General features: G+C 64.9%; 12 protein-coding genes. All 12 read left to right on the plus strand.

The window, feature by feature from the left end:
* Window positions 1-46 precede the first annotated feature (46 nt).
* The 12 genes from FJ950_RS05280 (at window position 47) to ftsZ (ending at window position 15,340) form a co-directional block, all read left to right on the plus strand.
* The gene (locus FJ950_RS05280) at window positions 47-1,501 is read left to right on the plus strand and encodes a UDP-N-acetylmuramoyl-L-alanyl-D-glutamate--2,6-diaminopimelate ligase (protein WP_140615623.1); all 1,455 of its coding nucleotides are present in this window, start codon (window positions 47-49) and stop codon (window positions 1,499-1,501) included.
* Window positions 1,498-2,979 carry a UDP-N-acetylmuramoylalanyl-D-glutamyl-2,6-diaminopimelate--D-alanyl-D-alanine ligase gene (locus tag FJ950_RS05285; protein ID WP_140615625.1) on the plus strand — a complete coding sequence of 494 codons (1,482 nt, stop codon included), beginning with the start codon at window positions 1,498-1,500 and terminating at the stop codon, window positions 2,977-2,979. The genes FJ950_RS05280 and FJ950_RS05285 overlap by 4 nt, the downstream gene beginning before the upstream one ends.
* Window positions 2,980-2,996: 17 nt before the next feature.
* The gene (gene mraY / locus FJ950_RS05290; protein WP_140615627.1) at window positions 2,997-4,079 is read left to right on the plus strand and encodes a phospho-N-acetylmuramoyl-pentapeptide-transferase; all 1,083 of its coding nucleotides are present in this window, start codon (window positions 2,997-2,999) and stop codon (window positions 4,077-4,079) included.
* Between the two features lie 8 nt (window positions 4,080-4,087).
* On the plus strand, window positions 4,088-5,488 hold the full coding sequence (gene murD, locus FJ950_RS05295) for a UDP-N-acetylmuramoyl-L-alanine--D-glutamate ligase (RefSeq protein WP_140615629.1): 1,401 nt from the start codon (window positions 4,088-4,090) through the stop codon (window positions 5,486-5,488).
* Window positions 5,488-6,639, plus strand: coding sequence for a putative lipid II flippase FtsW (ftsW, locus tag FJ950_RS05300; protein WP_015317209.1), 1,152 nt, complete (start codon window positions 5,488-5,490; stop codon window positions 6,637-6,639). Before murD ends, ftsW begins: the two co-directional genes overlap by 1 nt.
* Before the next feature lies 1 nt (window position 6,640).
* On the plus strand, window positions 6,641-7,768 hold the full coding sequence (gene murG, locus FJ950_RS05305; protein ID WP_140615631.1) for an undecaprenyldiphospho-muramoylpentapeptide beta-N-acetylglucosaminyltransferase: 1,128 nt from the start codon (window positions 6,641-6,643) through the stop codon (window positions 7,766-7,768).
* A complete protein-coding gene (gene murC / locus FJ950_RS05310; RefSeq protein WP_015317211.1) occupies window positions 7,765-9,165 on the plus strand; it encodes a UDP-N-acetylmuramate--L-alanine ligase in 1,401 nt (466 codons plus the stop codon). The genes murG and murC overlap by 4 nt, the downstream gene beginning before the upstream one ends.
* Window positions 9,162-10,127, plus strand: coding sequence for a UDP-N-acetylmuramate dehydrogenase (murB, locus tag FJ950_RS05315; protein WP_140615633.1), 966 nt, complete (start codon window positions 9,162-9,164; stop codon window positions 10,125-10,127). The genes murC and murB overlap by 4 nt, the downstream gene beginning before the upstream one ends.
* Window positions 10,128-10,428: 301 nt before the next feature.
* On the plus strand, window positions 10,429-11,355 hold the full coding sequence (locus tag FJ950_RS05320) for a D-alanine--D-alanine ligase (RefSeq protein ID WP_015317213.1): 927 nt from the start codon (window positions 10,429-10,431) through the stop codon (window positions 11,353-11,355).
* Window positions 11,343-12,284, plus strand: a complete 942-nt coding sequence (locus tag FJ950_RS05325; protein ID WP_140615635.1) for a cell division protein FtsQ/DivIB — start codon at window positions 11,343-11,345, stop codon at window positions 12,282-12,284. Before FJ950_RS05320 ends, FJ950_RS05325 begins: the two co-directional genes overlap by 13 nt.
* Complete coding sequence (ftsA, locus tag FJ950_RS05330; RefSeq protein WP_015317215.1) at window positions 12,281-13,588, plus strand: cell division protein FtsA; 1,308 nt, start codon at window positions 12,281-12,283, stop codon at window positions 13,586-13,588. Before FJ950_RS05325 ends, ftsA begins: the two co-directional genes overlap by 4 nt.
* Window positions 13,589-13,654: 66 nt before the next feature.
* Window positions 13,655-15,340: a cell division protein FtsZ gene (gene ftsZ, locus FJ950_RS05335; protein WP_140615637.1), complete on the plus strand. Its 1,686-nt coding sequence runs from the start codon at window positions 13,655-13,657 to the stop codon at window positions 15,338-15,340.
* Window positions 15,341-15,463 lie beyond the last annotated feature (123 nt).

Below are 15,463 nucleotides of genomic sequence, written 5' to 3' on the forward strand. Positions count from 1 at the left end.
GCGCGCCGGCAACTGCGCGCTATTTTGTTGCGGTGAACGGGACTTGATGAAGCTCAAAGATCTAGCCGGTATCCTGCCTGTCGAAGGAACAGCTTCGGCCGATCTGGAGGTTACCGGCATCTCGTCCGATTCCCGCCAGGTAAAACCGGGCGTCGTCTTTTTCGCGCTTGCCGGAACCAAGGCCGATGGCGCGAGCTATGCCGCCGACGCGGCCCGGCGTGGCGCTGCCGCGATCGTCTTGGGCAACGGGAGCGCCCTTGCCGATTTGCCGGTTCCGGTACTGGGGGTCGATGATCCGCGCCTGGCACTGGCCTTGAGTGCCGCCCGCTACTTCGGCAAACAGCCGCAAACCATGGTCGCGGTTACCGGCACCAGCGGCAAGACGTCGGTTGCCGCCTTCACCAGGCAGATTTGGGAGCAGGCGGGATACGCCGCCGCCTCGATCGGCACCACTGGCGTGGTCGCGCCCGGCCGCAACGAATATGGTTCGCTGACGACACCCGATCCGGTCGCCCTGCACCGGTTGCTCAGGGAATTGGCCGATGCCGGCGTTACCCACGCCTCGATGGAGGCCTCCAGCCACGGGCTCGACCAGCGCCGCCTCGATGGGGTGAAGCTCTCGGCCGGGGGCTTCACCAATCTCGGCCGCGACCACATGGATTACCATCCGACGATCGAGGATTATCATCGCGCCAAATTGCGCCTGTTCGACACGCTGCTGCCGAAGGGCGCACCCGCCATCGTCTTCGCCGACGATCCGTGGTCGGAACCGACGATAAAGGCGGCGCGGGCCGCCGGGCTCGACGTGCTGACGGTTGGCCGCCATGGCGATTTCCTCAGGCTGAAGCGGGTCGAGCATGAGCGTCATCGCCAGCGTGCCGAGGTCGAGGCCGACGGTGTGATCCACGAGATCGACCTGCCGCTCGCCGGCGATTTCCAGATCGCGAATGCGCTGGTTTCGGCGGGGCTGGCCATTTCCACTGGAACGCCTGTCGCCAAAGCCTTGGCGGCATTGGAGAAATTGAAAGGGGCGCCGGGCCGGCTCGATCTCGTCGGCACCACGGCGAGCGGCGCGCCGGTCTATGTCGATTACGCGCACAAGCCCGATGCGCTGGAGAACGTGCTGGCCTCGGTGCGTCCGTTCACCACCGGCCGTGTCATGGTCGTCTTCGGCTGTGGTGGCGACCGCGACCGTGGCAAACGACCGATCATGGGCGAGATCGCGACACGGCTTGCAGATGTCGTCATCGTCACCGACGACAATCCGCGCTCGGAAGTGCCCGAAACCATCCGCGCCGCCATTCTTGGGGCCGCGCCCGGCGCCATGGAGATCGGCGACCGGCGCAAGGCTATCCACGAGGCTGTCGGCATGCTGCATGCCGGCGATACGCTGATCGTGGCCGGCAAGGGTCATGAGGAAGGCCAGACGATCGGCTCGGAAACGCTGCATTTCTCCGACCACGAGGAAGTGCGCGCCGCGCTCCGGGAGCATGCCGCATGAGCTTGCTGTGGACGTCGGAAGCGCTGGTTGCCGCCACGGACGGGCGGCCGCTCGGCCCCATGCCCGAAGGCATATCGGGCATTTCGATCGACAGCCGCAGCCTGCAGCCGGGCGATGCTTTCTTTGCCATCAAGGGCGAGGCGATGGACGGCCATGACTTCGTCACCGCGGCCATCAAGGCCGGCGCCGGCGTGCTGGTGGTGGCCGAAGGCAAGCTGCCCTCACTTGGCCGGTTGACCGCGCCGATAATCGTCGTCGACGACGTCCTGGTTGCGCTGGAAAAGCTCGGTGTCGCGGCGCGCGCCCGCTCGCAAGCCAAGATCATCGCGGTGACCGGCTCAGCGGGCAAGACCACGACCAAGGAGGCGCTGCGCCACGTGCTTTCGGCTGTCGGCAAGGTGCATGCCTCGGCGCAGTCCTTCAACAACCATTGGGGCGTGCCGCTGACCTTGGCGCGCATGCCCGCCGATTGCGACTATGCCGTGTTCGAGATCGGCATGAACCATCCCGACGAGATCCGGCCGCTGGTGAAGATGGTGCGGCCGCATGTCGCCATCGTCACCATGATCGCGGCCGCGCATCTTGGCTTCTTCCGCAACCTGGACGAGATCGCCAAGGCCAAGGCCGAGATTTTCGAGGGCATGGAGCCCGATGGTGCTGCAGTCCTCAACCGCGACGATGCGCGTTTCAAGCTGCTGTACAAAATGGCAAAGGCTGCCGGCGTCGAACATATCCATGGCTTCGGCGAGAATGCACGCTCGACCTTCAAGCTGGTCAAATGCGAGTTGCATGCCGACCATTCCGACATCGCCGCCCGGATCAGCGGCCACGATATGATCGCCCGTATCGGCGCGCCCGGCCGGCACATGGTGCAGAACGTGCTGGCGGTGCTTGGCGCCGCGCATCTGGTCGGCGCCGATCTCGACAAGGTTGCATTGGCGCTGGCCGATCTCTCGGCGGAGCGCGGGCGCGGCAAGCGCCACGTGCTGCGGCATCCCGGTGGCCCGATTTCGGGCCGGGCCGGGGGCCCGACTTCGAGCCAGGCCGGCGGCTCGATCACGCTGATCGACGAGAGCTACAACGCCAATCCGGCCTCGATGGCGGCCGCGATGGCGCTGCTCAACGCGACGCCGGTGACGGGCGAGGGCAGGCGCATCGCCGTGCTTGGCGACATGCTCGAACTCGGCGATCACTCGGGCAAGCTGCATGCCGCGCTTGCCGATCTCATCATCGGCACGGGCACGCGGACGGTCTTTCTCGGCGGCCCGGAAATGCGGTCGCTGGCGGAAGCGCTGCCGGACGATGTCAGGACGGAATACCGCGCCGGCGTCGAGGAGTTGAAGCCGGTGCTGCTCGCCGCGCTGAAGCCGGGCGACGTGGTGATGATTAAATCGTCGAAGGGCATCGGTTTTGCAAAACTGGTCGATGCGCTGCTGGGCAAATTCCCGGCTGAAACGACAACAAGCAACCAGACCTAGTCGGGGGACGAAAGCGCATGTTCACACTGCTGGTCGATTTCGCGGACAAGGTCTCTGTCTTCAATGTCTTCCGCTACATCACGTTCCGCACCGGCGGGGCGCTGATCACCTCGGCGCTGATCGTCTTCATCTTCGGGCCGACCATCATCAATTCGCTGCGGCTCAGGCAAGGCAAGGGCCAACCGATCCGCGCCGACGGGCCGCAGACCCATTTCAAGAAGGCAGGCACGCCGACCATGGGCGGCCTGATGATCCTGTCCGGCATCATCGGCTCGTCGCTTTTATGGGCGAACCTGTCCAGCATCTATGTCTGGGTGGTGCTTTTGGTGACACTCGGCTTCGGCTCGATCGGCTTTTACGACGACTATCTGAAGGTGACGAAGCAGTCGCATCTCGGCTTCTCCGGCAAGGCGCGGCTTGCGTTGGAATTCGTTATCGCCGGCATCGCCGCCTGGGCGATCATGCACAATGGCCAGGCGCCGTTTTCGTCGTCGCTGACATTCCCCTTCGCCAAGGAATTCATCATCAACCTCGGCTGGTTCTTCGTTCCGTTCTCCTGCTTCGTCATCGTCGGCGCCGGCAATGCGGTGAACCTGACCGATGGCCTCGACGGCCTGGCGATCGTGCCGATCATGATCGCGGCGGCGTCCTTCGGCGTCATCGCCTATCTCTCGGGCAACGCGGTTTTCGCCGAATATCTGCAGATCCATTTCGTGCCCGGCACAGGTGAACTGGCGGTCGTGCTTGGCGCGGTCATCGGCGCCGGCCTAGGCTTCTTATGGTTCAACGCGCCGCCCGCGGCGATATTCATGGGCGACACCGGATCGCTGGCCATGGGCGGCCTGATCGGCACGGTCGCGGTCGCCACCAAGCACGAGATCGTGCTCGTCATCGTCGGCGGCCTGTTCGTGGTCGAGATTCTCTCGGTCATCATCCAGGTCGGCTACTTCAAGATGACCGGCAAGCGCGTGTTCCTGATGGCGCCGATCCACCATCATTTCGAAAAGCTCGGCTGGACCGAAAGCCAGGTGGTGATCCGCTTCTGGATCATCGCCGTCATCCTGGCGCTGGTCGGTCTTTCCACCCTCAAGCTCAGATAGGCCGCCACTTGATCCCCGCCGCATCCTTCGCAGGCAAGCGTGTATCGCTCTTCGGGCTCGGCGGCTCGGGGATCGCCACGGCGCGCGCGCTGATCGAGGGCGGCGCCGAGGTGCTGGCCTGGGACGACAATCCCGGCAGCGTCGCCAAGGCGGCCGCCACCGGCATCGCCACCGGCGATCTGCGTGGCGCCGACTGGGCCGGTTTTTCCGCCTTCGTGCTGTCACCCGGCGTGCCGCTGACCCATCCCAAGCCGCACTGGACCGTGGAGTTGGCGCGCGGGGCCGGCGTCGAGGTCATCGGCGATATCGAGCTGTTCTGCAGGGAACGGACGCAGCGTGCGCCGGATGCTCCCTTCATCGCCATCACCGGCACCAACGGCAAGTCGACGACGACGGCGCTGACGGCGCATATCCTGCAAGCCTCCGGGCGCGACACGCAGATGGGTGGCAATATCGGCCGTGCGGTGATGACGCTCGATCCGCCGAAGCCCGGCCGGCACTATGTAGTCGAATGCTCGTCCTACCAGATCGACCTCGCGCCCTCGATCAATCCGACGGCCGGCATCCTGCTCAATCTGACGCCCGACCATCTCGACCGCCACGGCACCATGCAGCACTACGCTTCGATCAAGGAGCGGCTGGTGGCGGGCAGCGAGACGGCGATCATCGGCATCGACGATTCCTGGTGCGCGCAGATCGCCGATCGGCTGGAGCGGGCAGGGCGGCAGGTCGTCCGCATTTCCAAGCGCCTGCCGCTGACCGACGGCTATTTCGCCGACGGCACCAATCTGATGGAAGCCGTGCACGGCCGCTACAGCCGGGTAGCCTTCCTCGAAGGCATTGGCTCGCTGCGTGGCCAGCACAATGCGCAAAATGCGTTGACCGCCGTCGCCGCTTGCCTCGAGGTCGGGCTCAACCTTGGCGAGATCCAGTCTGGGCTGGAAAGCTTCCCGGGTCTGGCGCACCGCATGGAGCAGGTTGGCCGCAAGGACCATGTGCTGTTCGTCAACGATTCCAAGGCGACCAATGCCGATGCCGCCGCACCCGCGCTGTCCAGCTTCAATCGCATCTACTGGATCGCCGGCGGCCTGCCCAAGGAAGGCGGCATCGAGCCGCTGCGCGGTTTCTTCCCGCGCATCGCCAAGGCCTATCTGATCGGCGAGGCGGCGCCCGCCTTTTCGGCGACGCTCGGCGAGGCCGTGCCCTATGAGATCTCGGGCACGCTGGCGGCGGCGGTGGAGCATGCCGCGCATGACGCGGCCAAGGACGACAGAGGCGAGGCGGTGGTGCTGTTGTCGCCGGCCTGCGCCAGTTTCGATCAGTTCAAGAATTTCGAGGTCCGTGGCGAAGCCTTCAGGCAAGCTGCGAGCGCTATGGATGGCGTCAAACCCATCGGAGGGGCACGATAATGCAGAGCCGTCTCGACAAAAGTCCGGTCGCAACCTGGTGGTGGACCATCGATCGCTGGTTCCTGGCGGCGTTTCTGTCGCTGATGGGGCTCGGCATCGTGTTGTCCTTCGCGGCAAGTCCCGCGGTGGCCGAACGCATCGGCCTCGACAGTTTCCATTTCGCCACCCGGCAGATCATCTTCACCGTGCCTGCGCTCGGCGTGATGCTGGCGGTCTCGTTCCTGGATTCCAGGCAGATCCGGCGCATGTCGCTGATCATGCTGTGCCTGATGCTGGTGCTGATGGTGGCGGTGCTCTATGTCGGCGTCGAGGTGAAGGGCGCGCGCCGCTGGGTGTCGCTTGCCGGCCTGTCGATCCAACCTTCGGAATTCCTCAAGCCGGCCTTCGTCATCATGTGCGCGTGGCTGTTCGCCGAGCACAAGCGCCAGCCCGACATTCCGGGTAATCTGTTCGCCATGCTGCTCCTGGTGCTGGTCGTGTCGCTGCTGGTGGCGCAGCCGGACCTCGGTCAGACCATGCTGACCACCGGCACCTGGGGCATCATGTTCTTCATGGCGGGGCTGCCATGGCTTTGGATCATCGTGCTGGGCGCTGCCGGCGTCGGCGGCGTCTTCGCCGCCTATACGGTGTTTCCGCACGTGGCGCTGCGCATCGACAAGTTCCTCACCGGCGAAGGCGACACGTTCCAGGTCGACATGGGCCGCGATGCGCTGATCAATGGCGGCTGGTTCGGCGTCGGGCCGGGCGAGGGCACGGTCAAGCGGGTCATCCCCGACAGCCATGCCGACTTCGTCTTCTCGGTCGCGGGCGAGGAGTTCGGGCTGATCATGTGCTTCTTCATCATGTCGATATTCGCCTTCATCGTGCTGCGCGGTCTCAACACGGCGCTCAAGGAGCATGACGACTTCACCCGTTATGCGGTCGGCGGTCTGGTCACCGTGTTCGGCCTGCAGGCCGTCATCAACATGTGCGTCAACCTGCAACTGGTGCCGGCAAAGGGCATGACGCTGCCCTTCATCTCCTACGGCGGCTCCTCGCAGATCGCCATCGCCATCTCGATGGGGATGGTGCTGGCGCTGACGCGCAAGCGGCCGGAAAAGCGCAAGCAGATGGGCTTTACCCTGCCGCAGCGCGCCATGCCGGCGGAGTGACATGGCCAGAGGCGTTATCCTTCTCGCGGCGGGCGGAACCGGCGGACATCTGTTTCCAGCCGAAGCGCTGGCGCATGAACTCCTCGATCGCGGCTGGGCGGTGCATCTGGCGACCGACACCCGGGCCGAACGGTTTGCCGCCCATTTTCCTGCGGCGGCCGTCCATCCGATCCAGTCGGCGACGTTAGGCTCGAAAAATCCCTTCGCCCTGCTCGGCGCCTTCTGGAAAATCTGGAGCGGCGTGCGTCAGGCCTCCGCCATCATCGGCAGGGTCAAGCCGGAGGCCGTGGTTGGATTTGGCGGCTATCCGACCTTGCCGCCGCTCTACGCGGCGACGCGGCGCAAGGTGCCGACGCTGATCCACGAGCAGAACGCGGTGATGGGGCGCGCCAACCGGGCGCTGGCCGGCCGTGTCGACGCGATCGCCGGCGGCTTCCTGCCGCAGGATGAAAGCGCGGCCGGCGCCAAGACTGTGACGACCGGCAATCCGGTCCGGCCGGCTGTGCTCGAAGCGGCCAGGACGCCTTACGCGGCTTCAACCGGGGATGAGCCTTTCCGCCTGCTGGTGTTCGGCGGCAGCCAGGGCGCACAGTTCTTTTCCGATGCCATGCCGGGGGCAATCGCGTTGCTTTCCGACGCACAGCGCAAGCGCCTTGTCGTGACCCAACAAGCTCGCGCGGACGACGTGGCGCGGGTGAAGGCGGCCTATGCCGCGCTCGGCGTCACCGTCGAGGTCTCGCCGTTCTTCACCGACATGGCGGCGCGCATAGCGGCGGCGCATCTTGTAATCTCTCGTTCCGGCGCCTCGACCGTGTCGGAAATCGCCGTCATCGGCCGGCCGGCGCTGCTGGTGCCCTATCCCTTCGCGCTCGACCACGACCAGGCGGCCAATGCAGCCGCCCTTGCGGCCGCCGGCGGTGGCGAGGTGCATGTGCAATCCTCGCTTTCGCCCGAGCGCATCGCGGCACTGCTCGGCGCCCTGATAGACCAACCGGAGCGGCTGGCGACGATGGCTGCCGCGGCAAAGTCGGTCGGCAGGCCCGACGCGGCGCGGTTGCTCGCCGACCTCACAGAGGCTATTGCGTCCCGCAAAACAGTATCGGATTTCAGGAAGGGGACGCACCCATGAAGATGCCGCAGACCATCGGCCTCGTGCATTTCATCGGCATTGGCGGCATCGGCATGAGCGGCATCGCCGAGGTGCTGCACAATCTCGGCTACAAGGTGCAGGGGTCCGACCAGGCCGACAGCGCCAATGTGCAGCGGCTGCGCGACAAGGGCATCGAATGCTTCGTCGGCCACAAGGCGGAGAATCTCGGTGACGCCGAGGTCATCGTCGTCTCGACGGCGATCAAGAAGTCGAATCCGGAGCTGAAGGCGGCGCGTGAAAAGCTGTTGCCGATCGTGCGCCGCGCGGAGATGCTGGCCGAGCTGATGCGTTTTCGCCAGGCGGTGGCGATCGGCGGCACGCATGGCAAGACCACGACGACCTCGATGGTGGCGACGCTGCTCGAGGCCGGCGGGCTCGACCCGACCGTCATCAATGGCGGCATCATCAATGCGTACGGCACCAACGCCCGCATGGGCGATGGCGAGTGGATGGTGGTCGAAGCCGACGAGAGCGACGGCACCTTCCTCAAGCTGCCGGCCGACATCGCCGTCGTCACCAACATCGATCCCGAGCATCTCGATCATTATGGCAATTTCGACAATGTGCGCGAAGCGTTCCGCCAGTTCGTCGAGAACGTGCCTTTCTATGGCTTCGGAGTGATGTGCACCGATCACCCGGAAGTGCAGGCGCTGGTCGGGCGCATTGAGGACCGGCGCGTCATCACCTATGGCGAGAACGCACAGGCCGATGTGCGCTTCACCAACCATCGCATGGCGGGGGCGACCTCGGAGTTCGACGTGATCATCCGCGACCGCAAGGGGCGCGGCCAGACGGCAATTTCGGGCCTGCGCCTGCCGATGCCCGGCCGCCACAATGTTTCCAACGCGACCGCCGCGATCGCGGTCGCGCATGAACTCGGCCTGTCGGCCGAGGCGATCAAGAAAGGCCTGTCGTCTTTCGCCGGCGTCAAGCGCCGCTTCACCCACACCGGTTCCTGGAACGGTGTCGACGTGTTCGACGATTACGGCCACCACCCGGTCGAAATCTCGGCGGTGCTGAAGGCGGCGCGCAGCGCCACCAACGGGCGTGTCATCGCCATTGCCCAGCCGCACCGCTTCACCCGGTTGCATGATCTGTTCAACGAGTTCTCCGCCTGCTTCAACGACGCCGACACGGTGATGGTCGCCCCGGTCTATGCCGCCGGCGAAGAGCCGATGGACGGCGTGACATCGGACGCGCTGGTGTCGCGTATCCGAGCCGGCGGTCATCGGGACGCCCGCTACATCGAGGGGCCGGCCGACATCGCGCCCGTCATCCGCGATATCGCCAAGCCCGGCGACTTCGTCGTCTTCCTCGGGGCCGGCAATATCACCCAATGGGCGTACGCGCTGCCGAAGGAGCTTGCCGCGCCATGATGAACGGCCAGGCCCTGATCGACAGACTTGGCGACCGGCTAGCCGGTCTGCGCGGCCGCATCACGCCGAATGCCGAGATGGACAAGATCACCTGGTTCCGGGCTGGCGGCCTTGCCGAGGCGCTGTTCCAGCCTGCGGACGAGGAGGATCTGTCGGCCTTCCTCAGAGCCGTTCCCGAAGAGATACCCCTGACCATCGTCGGCGTCGGCTCGAACCTTCTGGTGCGCGACGGCGGCATTCCGGGTTTCGTCATCAGGCTTTCGGCCAAGGGCTTTGGCGAGGCCGAAGTCGTTTCCCCGATCAGGATCAAGGCAGGTGCCGCCACGCCAGACAAGCGCATGGCGGCGGTGGCGCTTGAGGCCGGCATTGGCGGCTTCCATTTCTATCACGGCATTCCAGGCGCTATCGGCGGCGCGCTCAGGATGAATGCCGGCGCCAACGGGGTCGAGACGCGCGAGCGTGTCGTCGAGGTGCGGGCGCTCGACCGCGCGGGCAACGCCCAAACGCTGAGCAATGCCGAGATGGGCTATGCCTACCGCCATTCGGCGGCGCCCGCCGGGCTGATCTTCACTTCGGCCGTTTTCGAAGGCTTTGCCGAGGACAGGGCAGTGATCAAGGCGGCGATGGATGCGGTGCAGAACCATCGCGAGACCGTGCAGCCGATCCGCGAGAAGACGGGCGGCTCGACCTTCAAGAATCCGGAAGGCACGTCGGCCTGGAAGGAGATCGACAAGGCGGGTTGCCGCGGGCTGATGATCGGCGGTGCGCAGATGTCGCCGATGCACTGCAACTTCATGATCAACACCGGAACGGCGACCGGCTACGACCTCGAATATCTCGGCGAGACGGTGCGCGCGCGCGTGCTCGAGCATTCCGGCATCCGGTTGCAGTGGGAGATCAAGCGCATCGGCAATTTCCGTTCCGGATATGCCGTCCAGGAGTTCCTCGGCCAGCTTCTCTAGCGCCTCTTGAAGTTCACGTGATGCGTGAACTTCAACCGGATCGAAATACCGTGAAATCGTTGCCGCAAAGACTCAGCGACACGGTTTTCGCATCCATTTTCTCAGAAAGTGAATCTCTCGGAATCATAAGTGCTTGCCAGTGAATCAACTCTCTGATTCTCTGCCCTGAAGCGTTTCCTGATTTGAGTCGTTCGACGCGTTTTCAGCGTTTTCCGTCTGGGGGGCAACCTGCCGGGAGACTCAGACTCAATGTTGCGGAAATCTTGTGTTTTTGGTCCGCGGTGAGAGGGGATGACGGGGAATGAAAAGCAAGCATGTGGCCGTATTGCTGGGAGGTTTCTCGTCCGAGCGGCCCGTGTCTCTGTCTTCCGGAAAGGCCTGTGCCGATGCGCTGGAGCAGGAGGGTTACCAGGTCACCCGCGTCGATGTCGGGCGCGATGTCGGCTCGGTGCTTGCCGAGCTCAAGCCTGACGTCGCCTTCAATGCGCTGCATGGGCCTTTTGGTGAGGACGGTACCATCCAGGGCATCCTCGAATATCTCGGCATTCCCTACAGCCATTCCGGCGTGCTCGCCTCGGCGCTTGCCATGAACAAGGAGCAGGCGAAGAAGATCGTCAAATCGGTCGGCGTCCCCGTTGCCGAATCGAAGGTCTCCAATCGGTTCTCCATCCAGAACAAGCATCCGATGAAGCCGCCCTATGTGGTCAAGCCGGTCAGCGAGGGGTCGAGCTTTGGCGTCGTCATCGTGTCGGAGGGGCAGTCGCACCCGCCGCAGGTGATCGGGTCGTCCGAATGGAAATATGGCGATACCGTCATGGTCGAGCGCTACATCCATGGGCGCGAGCTGACCTGCGCCGTCATGGGCGATGTGGCGCTTGGCGTCTGCGAGATCATCCCGACGGGCCATTCCTTCTACGACTATGATTCAAAATATGTCGCGGGCGGATCAAAACACGAATGCCCCGCAAAAGTTTCACCGAATATTTACCAAAAAATACAGACACTGGCGCTCAAGGCTCACCAAGCTGTCGGCTGTCGGGGCGTTTCCCGGTCGGACTTCCGTTATGACGATCGTCACTCCGAAAATGGCGAGGTTGTATGGCTCGAGGTCAACACTCAGCCGGGCATGACGCCGACGTCTCTGGTGCCTGAAATTGCCGCCCATGCCGGGCATTCGTTTGGTGAATTGTTGAGTTGGATGGTGGAGGACGCTTCGTGTCTGCGTTGAAATGGGGACAGGGTAAGGTGAGGGGCGCGGCCGGGCCGTCGCTGTTCGGCCTGCCATTGTCGTTGGACCATTTCGTTCTGCCGCGCGTGCTTCGCCGCCCGGTACGCATCCTGACGCGCCTGGGCGATGGTGAATTCCAGGCGCCGCGCTTCTCCGCCGCGATCATGTCGTCGGTACTGCTGGTGTCGAGTGGCGCCTATGGCGCCTACCTCGGCGGTCACGCCGACGGGATCATTCAAAGCATCACCGCCCGCACCGGCTTCGCGGTCGACCAGGTCAAGGTGGTCGGCAACCGTCAGACTTCGGAGATCGACATTCTCGACAGGCTGGAACTCGATGGCTGGACGTCGCTGATCGGCTTCGATGCCGAGGCCGCACGGGAGCGTATCGCCACCCTGCCCTGGATCCAGGTTGCCGCGGTGCGCAAGGTTTATCCGCACACGCTGGAAGTGCGCGTCGAGGAGCGCGCGGCTTTCGCGCTCTGGCAGCAGGGCAGCGACCTCTCCGTCATCGAGAAGGATGGCGCCGTCATCGCGCCGTTCTCGGGCGGCAAGCAGGTGCTCCTGCCGCTGCTGATCGGCACCGGCGCGCCCGCCAAGGCGCCTGATTTCCTGGCCAGGATCGAACATTATCCCGACCTCGCCAGCCGCATCAAAGGCTATGTCCGTGTTGGCGAACGGCGCTGGGACCTGAAGCTGGACAACGGCATCACCATCAAGTTGCCCGAGGATGACGAGGACCAGGCGCTCGCCGAACTCGTCAAGATGGACCATGACAAGGGGCTGTTGTCGCGCGACATCGCCGCCGTCGACATGCGCCTGACAGACCGGCTGGTCGTGGAGCTGACGCCGCAGGCGGCGACGCAGCGCGAAGCCGCGCTCAACGAGAAGCCGAAAACCCTCAAGCGCAAGCCGGAGACGAAGATATGAGCTGGCTTGGCGGTTCTGGCGATGCCTCGTCGCGCCGGTCGGGCACCCTGACGGTGCTGGATGTCGGCTCGAACAAGGTCTGCTGCATGGTGGCCAAGCTGAAGCCGAACGATGACGGCAAGCTCCTGCGCGGCCGCTCGCATCGCATCCAGGTCATCGGCATCGGCCACCAGAAATCGCAAGGCGTGAAGTCCGGCGTCATCGTCGATCTCGACCGGGCCGAGCATGCCATTCGCCTCTCCGTCGATGCCGCCGAACGCATGGCCGGGCTGACGGTCGATTCGCTGATCGTCAACATGACCGCCGGCCGGCTGAAGAGCGAAAGCTTCTCGGCGACCATCAATCTTGGCGGCCACGAGGCCGACGAAGCCGACATCAAGCGCGTGCTCGGCGCCGGTGCCAAGCAGGCGCTGAAGGCCGAGCGCGAGGTGGTCCATTCGCTGCCCGTCGGCTTCTCGCTCGATGCCGAGCGTGGCGTGCGCGATCCGCGTGGCATGGTGGGCGACACGCTTGGCGTCGACATGCATGTGCTGACGGGCGATGCGGCGCCGATGCGCAATCTGGAGCTCTCCATCAACCGCTCGCATTTGTCGGTCGAGCGCATGGTGGCGACGCCCTATGCTAGCGGGCTGGCGGCACTGGTCGACGACGAGCTGGAACTCGGAGCCGCCTGCATCGACATGGGCGGCGGCACGACGACGATCTCGGTGTTTTCGGAAGGCAAGTTCGTCCATGGCGACGCCATCGCCATCGGCGGTAACCATGTGACGCTCGACATGGCCAAGGGACTTTCGACCTCGCTCGACGCCGCCGAACGGCTGAAGGTGATGCACGGCTCGGCGCTGCCGGGCAGCGCCGACGACCGCGACCTGGTCTCGATCCAGCCGATCGGCGACGATGGCGACGTGCCGCTGCAGATCCCGCGTTCGGTGATGACGCGCATCGTGCGCGCCCGCATCGACGAGACGCTCGAACTCCTGCGTGACCGGTTGAACAAGTCCGGTTACGGCAATGCGGTCGGCAAGCGCGTCGTGCTCACCGGCGGCGCCAGCCAGCTGGCCGGCCTGCCGGAAGCGGCGCGCCGCATCCTGGGGCGCAATGTACGCATCGGTCGCCCGCTCGGCGTGGCGGGCCTGCCCGAAGCGGCGAAAGGCCCGGCTTTCTCGGCCGCGGTCGGGCTTCTGATCTATCCGCAGATGGCGAGCTTCGAGAGCCATCCGGCGAAAGGCATTTCCGGTCTCAGAATGACCGGAACGGGTGGAAAACTGCATCGCATGAGTCAGTGGTTGAGAGACAGTTTCTAATTGACGGGGACAGCCCCATAGGCGGCCGCGGCGGCGAAGCGGCGTGAAAGGCAAAGGACGGAGACAATGACCATCAATCTGCAGAAGCCGGACATCACCGAGCTTAAGCCGCGCATCACCGTGTTCGGTGTGGGCGGCGGCGGCGGCAATGCCGTGAACAACATGATCACCGCCGGACTGCGCGGTGTCGAGTTCGTCGTGGCCAACACCGACGCGCAGGCGCTGACCATGTCGAAGGCCTCTCGGCTGATCCAGCTTGGCGCGCATGTCACCGAGGGGCTCGGTGCCGGATCGCAGCCGGAAGTCGGCCGCGCGGCGGCGGAAGAGTGCATCGACGAGATCCTCGACCATCTCACCAACACCCATATGTGCTTCGTTACCGCCGGCATGGGCGGCGGCACCGGTACGGGTGCTGCTCCGGTTGTTGCCCGCGCAGCGCGCGAGAAGGGCATTCTCACCGTCGGCGTCGTCACCAAGCCGTTCCACTTCGAAGGCCAGCGCCGCATGAAGACGGCCGACTTCGGCATCGAGGAGCTGCAGAAATGCGTCGACACCTTGATCGTCATCCCCAACCAGAACCTGTTCCGGCTGGCCAATGACAAGACCACCTTCGCCGACGCCTTCGCGATGGCCGACCAGGTGCTCTACTCCGGCGTGGCCTGCATCACCGACCTGATGGTCAAGGAAGGCCTGATCAACCTCGACTTCGCCGACGTGCGTTCGGTGATGCGCGAGATGGGCAAGGCGATGATGGGCACCGGCGAGGCTTCCGGCGAGGGCCGCGCGATGGCGGCGGCGGAAGCCGCGATCGCCAACCCGCTGCTCGACGAGACCTCGATGAAGGGCGCCAAGGGCCTGCTGATCTCGATCACCGGCGGCCGCGACCTGACCCTGTTCGAAGTCGACGAAGCGGCGACCCGCATCCGCGAGGAAGTCGACCAGGACGCCAACATCATCCTGGGCGCCACGTTCGACGAGGAATTGGAAGGCGTCATCCGCGTCTCGGTGGTCGCCACCGGCATCGACAAGTCGGCGGCTGAAATCGCCGCGGCGCCGATCTCGATCCGGACCTCCCCGCCGAAGCAGGCTGCCCGGCCGGCCGTCGCTCCTGTGGAAAGCCGCCCGACGCCGGTCCAGCAGACGGTGTATGAGCCGCGCGCCGCCGATCCGGTCGCCGAAGCCATCCAGTTGGCCGAAGCCAATGCCGCGGCCATGGCGCAGGCTCGTCCGGCTCCTGTCGCCCATGCGGACGATTTCCGCCCGCAGAGCAAGATCTTCCAGGCGCCGCCCGCACAACCGCAGCCTATGGTGCAGCCGGTCGTCCAGCAGATGATGCAGCCGGCTCCGCAGCCACGCGAAATGCTGCGTGAAGTCCAGCAGCCGGTGGCGATGGCGCCGCAGCGCATGCCGCGCGTCGAGGACTTTCCGCCGGTCGTCAAGGCCGAGGTCGACGCCAAGAGCCGCCCGGCCGACCACGAGAACAGCGGCCCGATGGGCCTCCTGAAGCGCCTGACCAATGGCCTGACCCGCCGCGAGGAGGAGCCCGCACGGCTGCAGCCGGCGCAACCGCGCGAGCCTAAGCTGCGCCAGGCGGCACCGGAAGTGCGCCGCCTCGCCAGCCAGGACGCCCAGCTTTACGCGCCGCGGCGCGGCCAGTTGGACGATCAGGGCCGCCTGACGCCGCAGACCAGGGCGACTCAGGACGACGATCAGCTGGAGATTCCGGCGTTCCTGCGCCGCCAGGCCAACTGATCGGTTAACGGACTGTAACAATTGTTAACGGGCAGGCAAGAAATTGCTTGCCTGTTAACGTTTAAAATGCCGCATAATCAGCGGGTTATGACGTCGTACATGTTCCAGTTCGCGGTTACAAAG

The sequence above is a fragment of the Mesorhizobium sp. B2-3-14 genome, from assembly GCF_006442175.1.
Lineage (GTDB): Bacteria > Pseudomonadota > Alphaproteobacteria > Rhizobiales > Rhizobiaceae > Mesorhizobium > Mesorhizobium australicum.

Excerpts from the sequence above, each read along its gene's own strand:
- ftsW (WP_015317209.1), top strand. The coding sequence starts at position 5,488 with ATGCAGAGCCGTCTCGACAAAAGTCCGGTCGCAACCTGGTGGTGGACC.
- murC (WP_015317211.1), top strand. The coding sequence starts at position 7,765 with ATGAAGATGCCGCAGACCATCGGCCTCGTGCATTTCATCGGCATTGGC.
- mraY (WP_140615627.1), top strand. The coding sequence starts at position 2,997 with ATGTTCACACTGCTGGTCGATTTCGCGGACAAGGTCTCTGTCTTCAAT.
- murB (WP_140615633.1), top strand. The coding sequence starts at position 9,162 with ATGATGAACGGCCAGGCCCTGATCGACAGACTTGGCGACCGGCTAGCC.
- FJ950_RS05280 (WP_140615623.1), top strand. The coding sequence starts at position 47 with ATGAAGCTCAAAGATCTAGCCGGTATCCTGCCTGTCGAAGGAACAGCT.
- ftsA (WP_015317215.1), top strand. The coding sequence starts at position 12,281 with ATGAGCTGGCTTGGCGGTTCTGGCGATGCCTCGTCGCGCCGGTCGGGC.
- FJ950_RS05285 (WP_140615625.1), top strand. The coding sequence starts at position 1,498 with ATGAGCTTGCTGTGGACGTCGGAAGCGCTGGTTGCCGCCACGGACGGG.
- ftsZ (WP_140615637.1), top strand. The coding sequence starts at position 13,655 with ATGACCATCAATCTGCAGAAGCCGGACATCACCGAGCTTAAGCCGCGC.
- murG (WP_140615631.1), top strand. The coding sequence starts at position 6,641 with ATGGCCAGAGGCGTTATCCTTCTCGCGGCGGGCGGAACCGGCGGACAT.
- FJ950_RS05320 (WP_015317213.1), top strand. The coding sequence starts at position 10,429 with ATGAAAAGCAAGCATGTGGCCGTATTGCTGGGAGGTTTCTCGTCCGAG.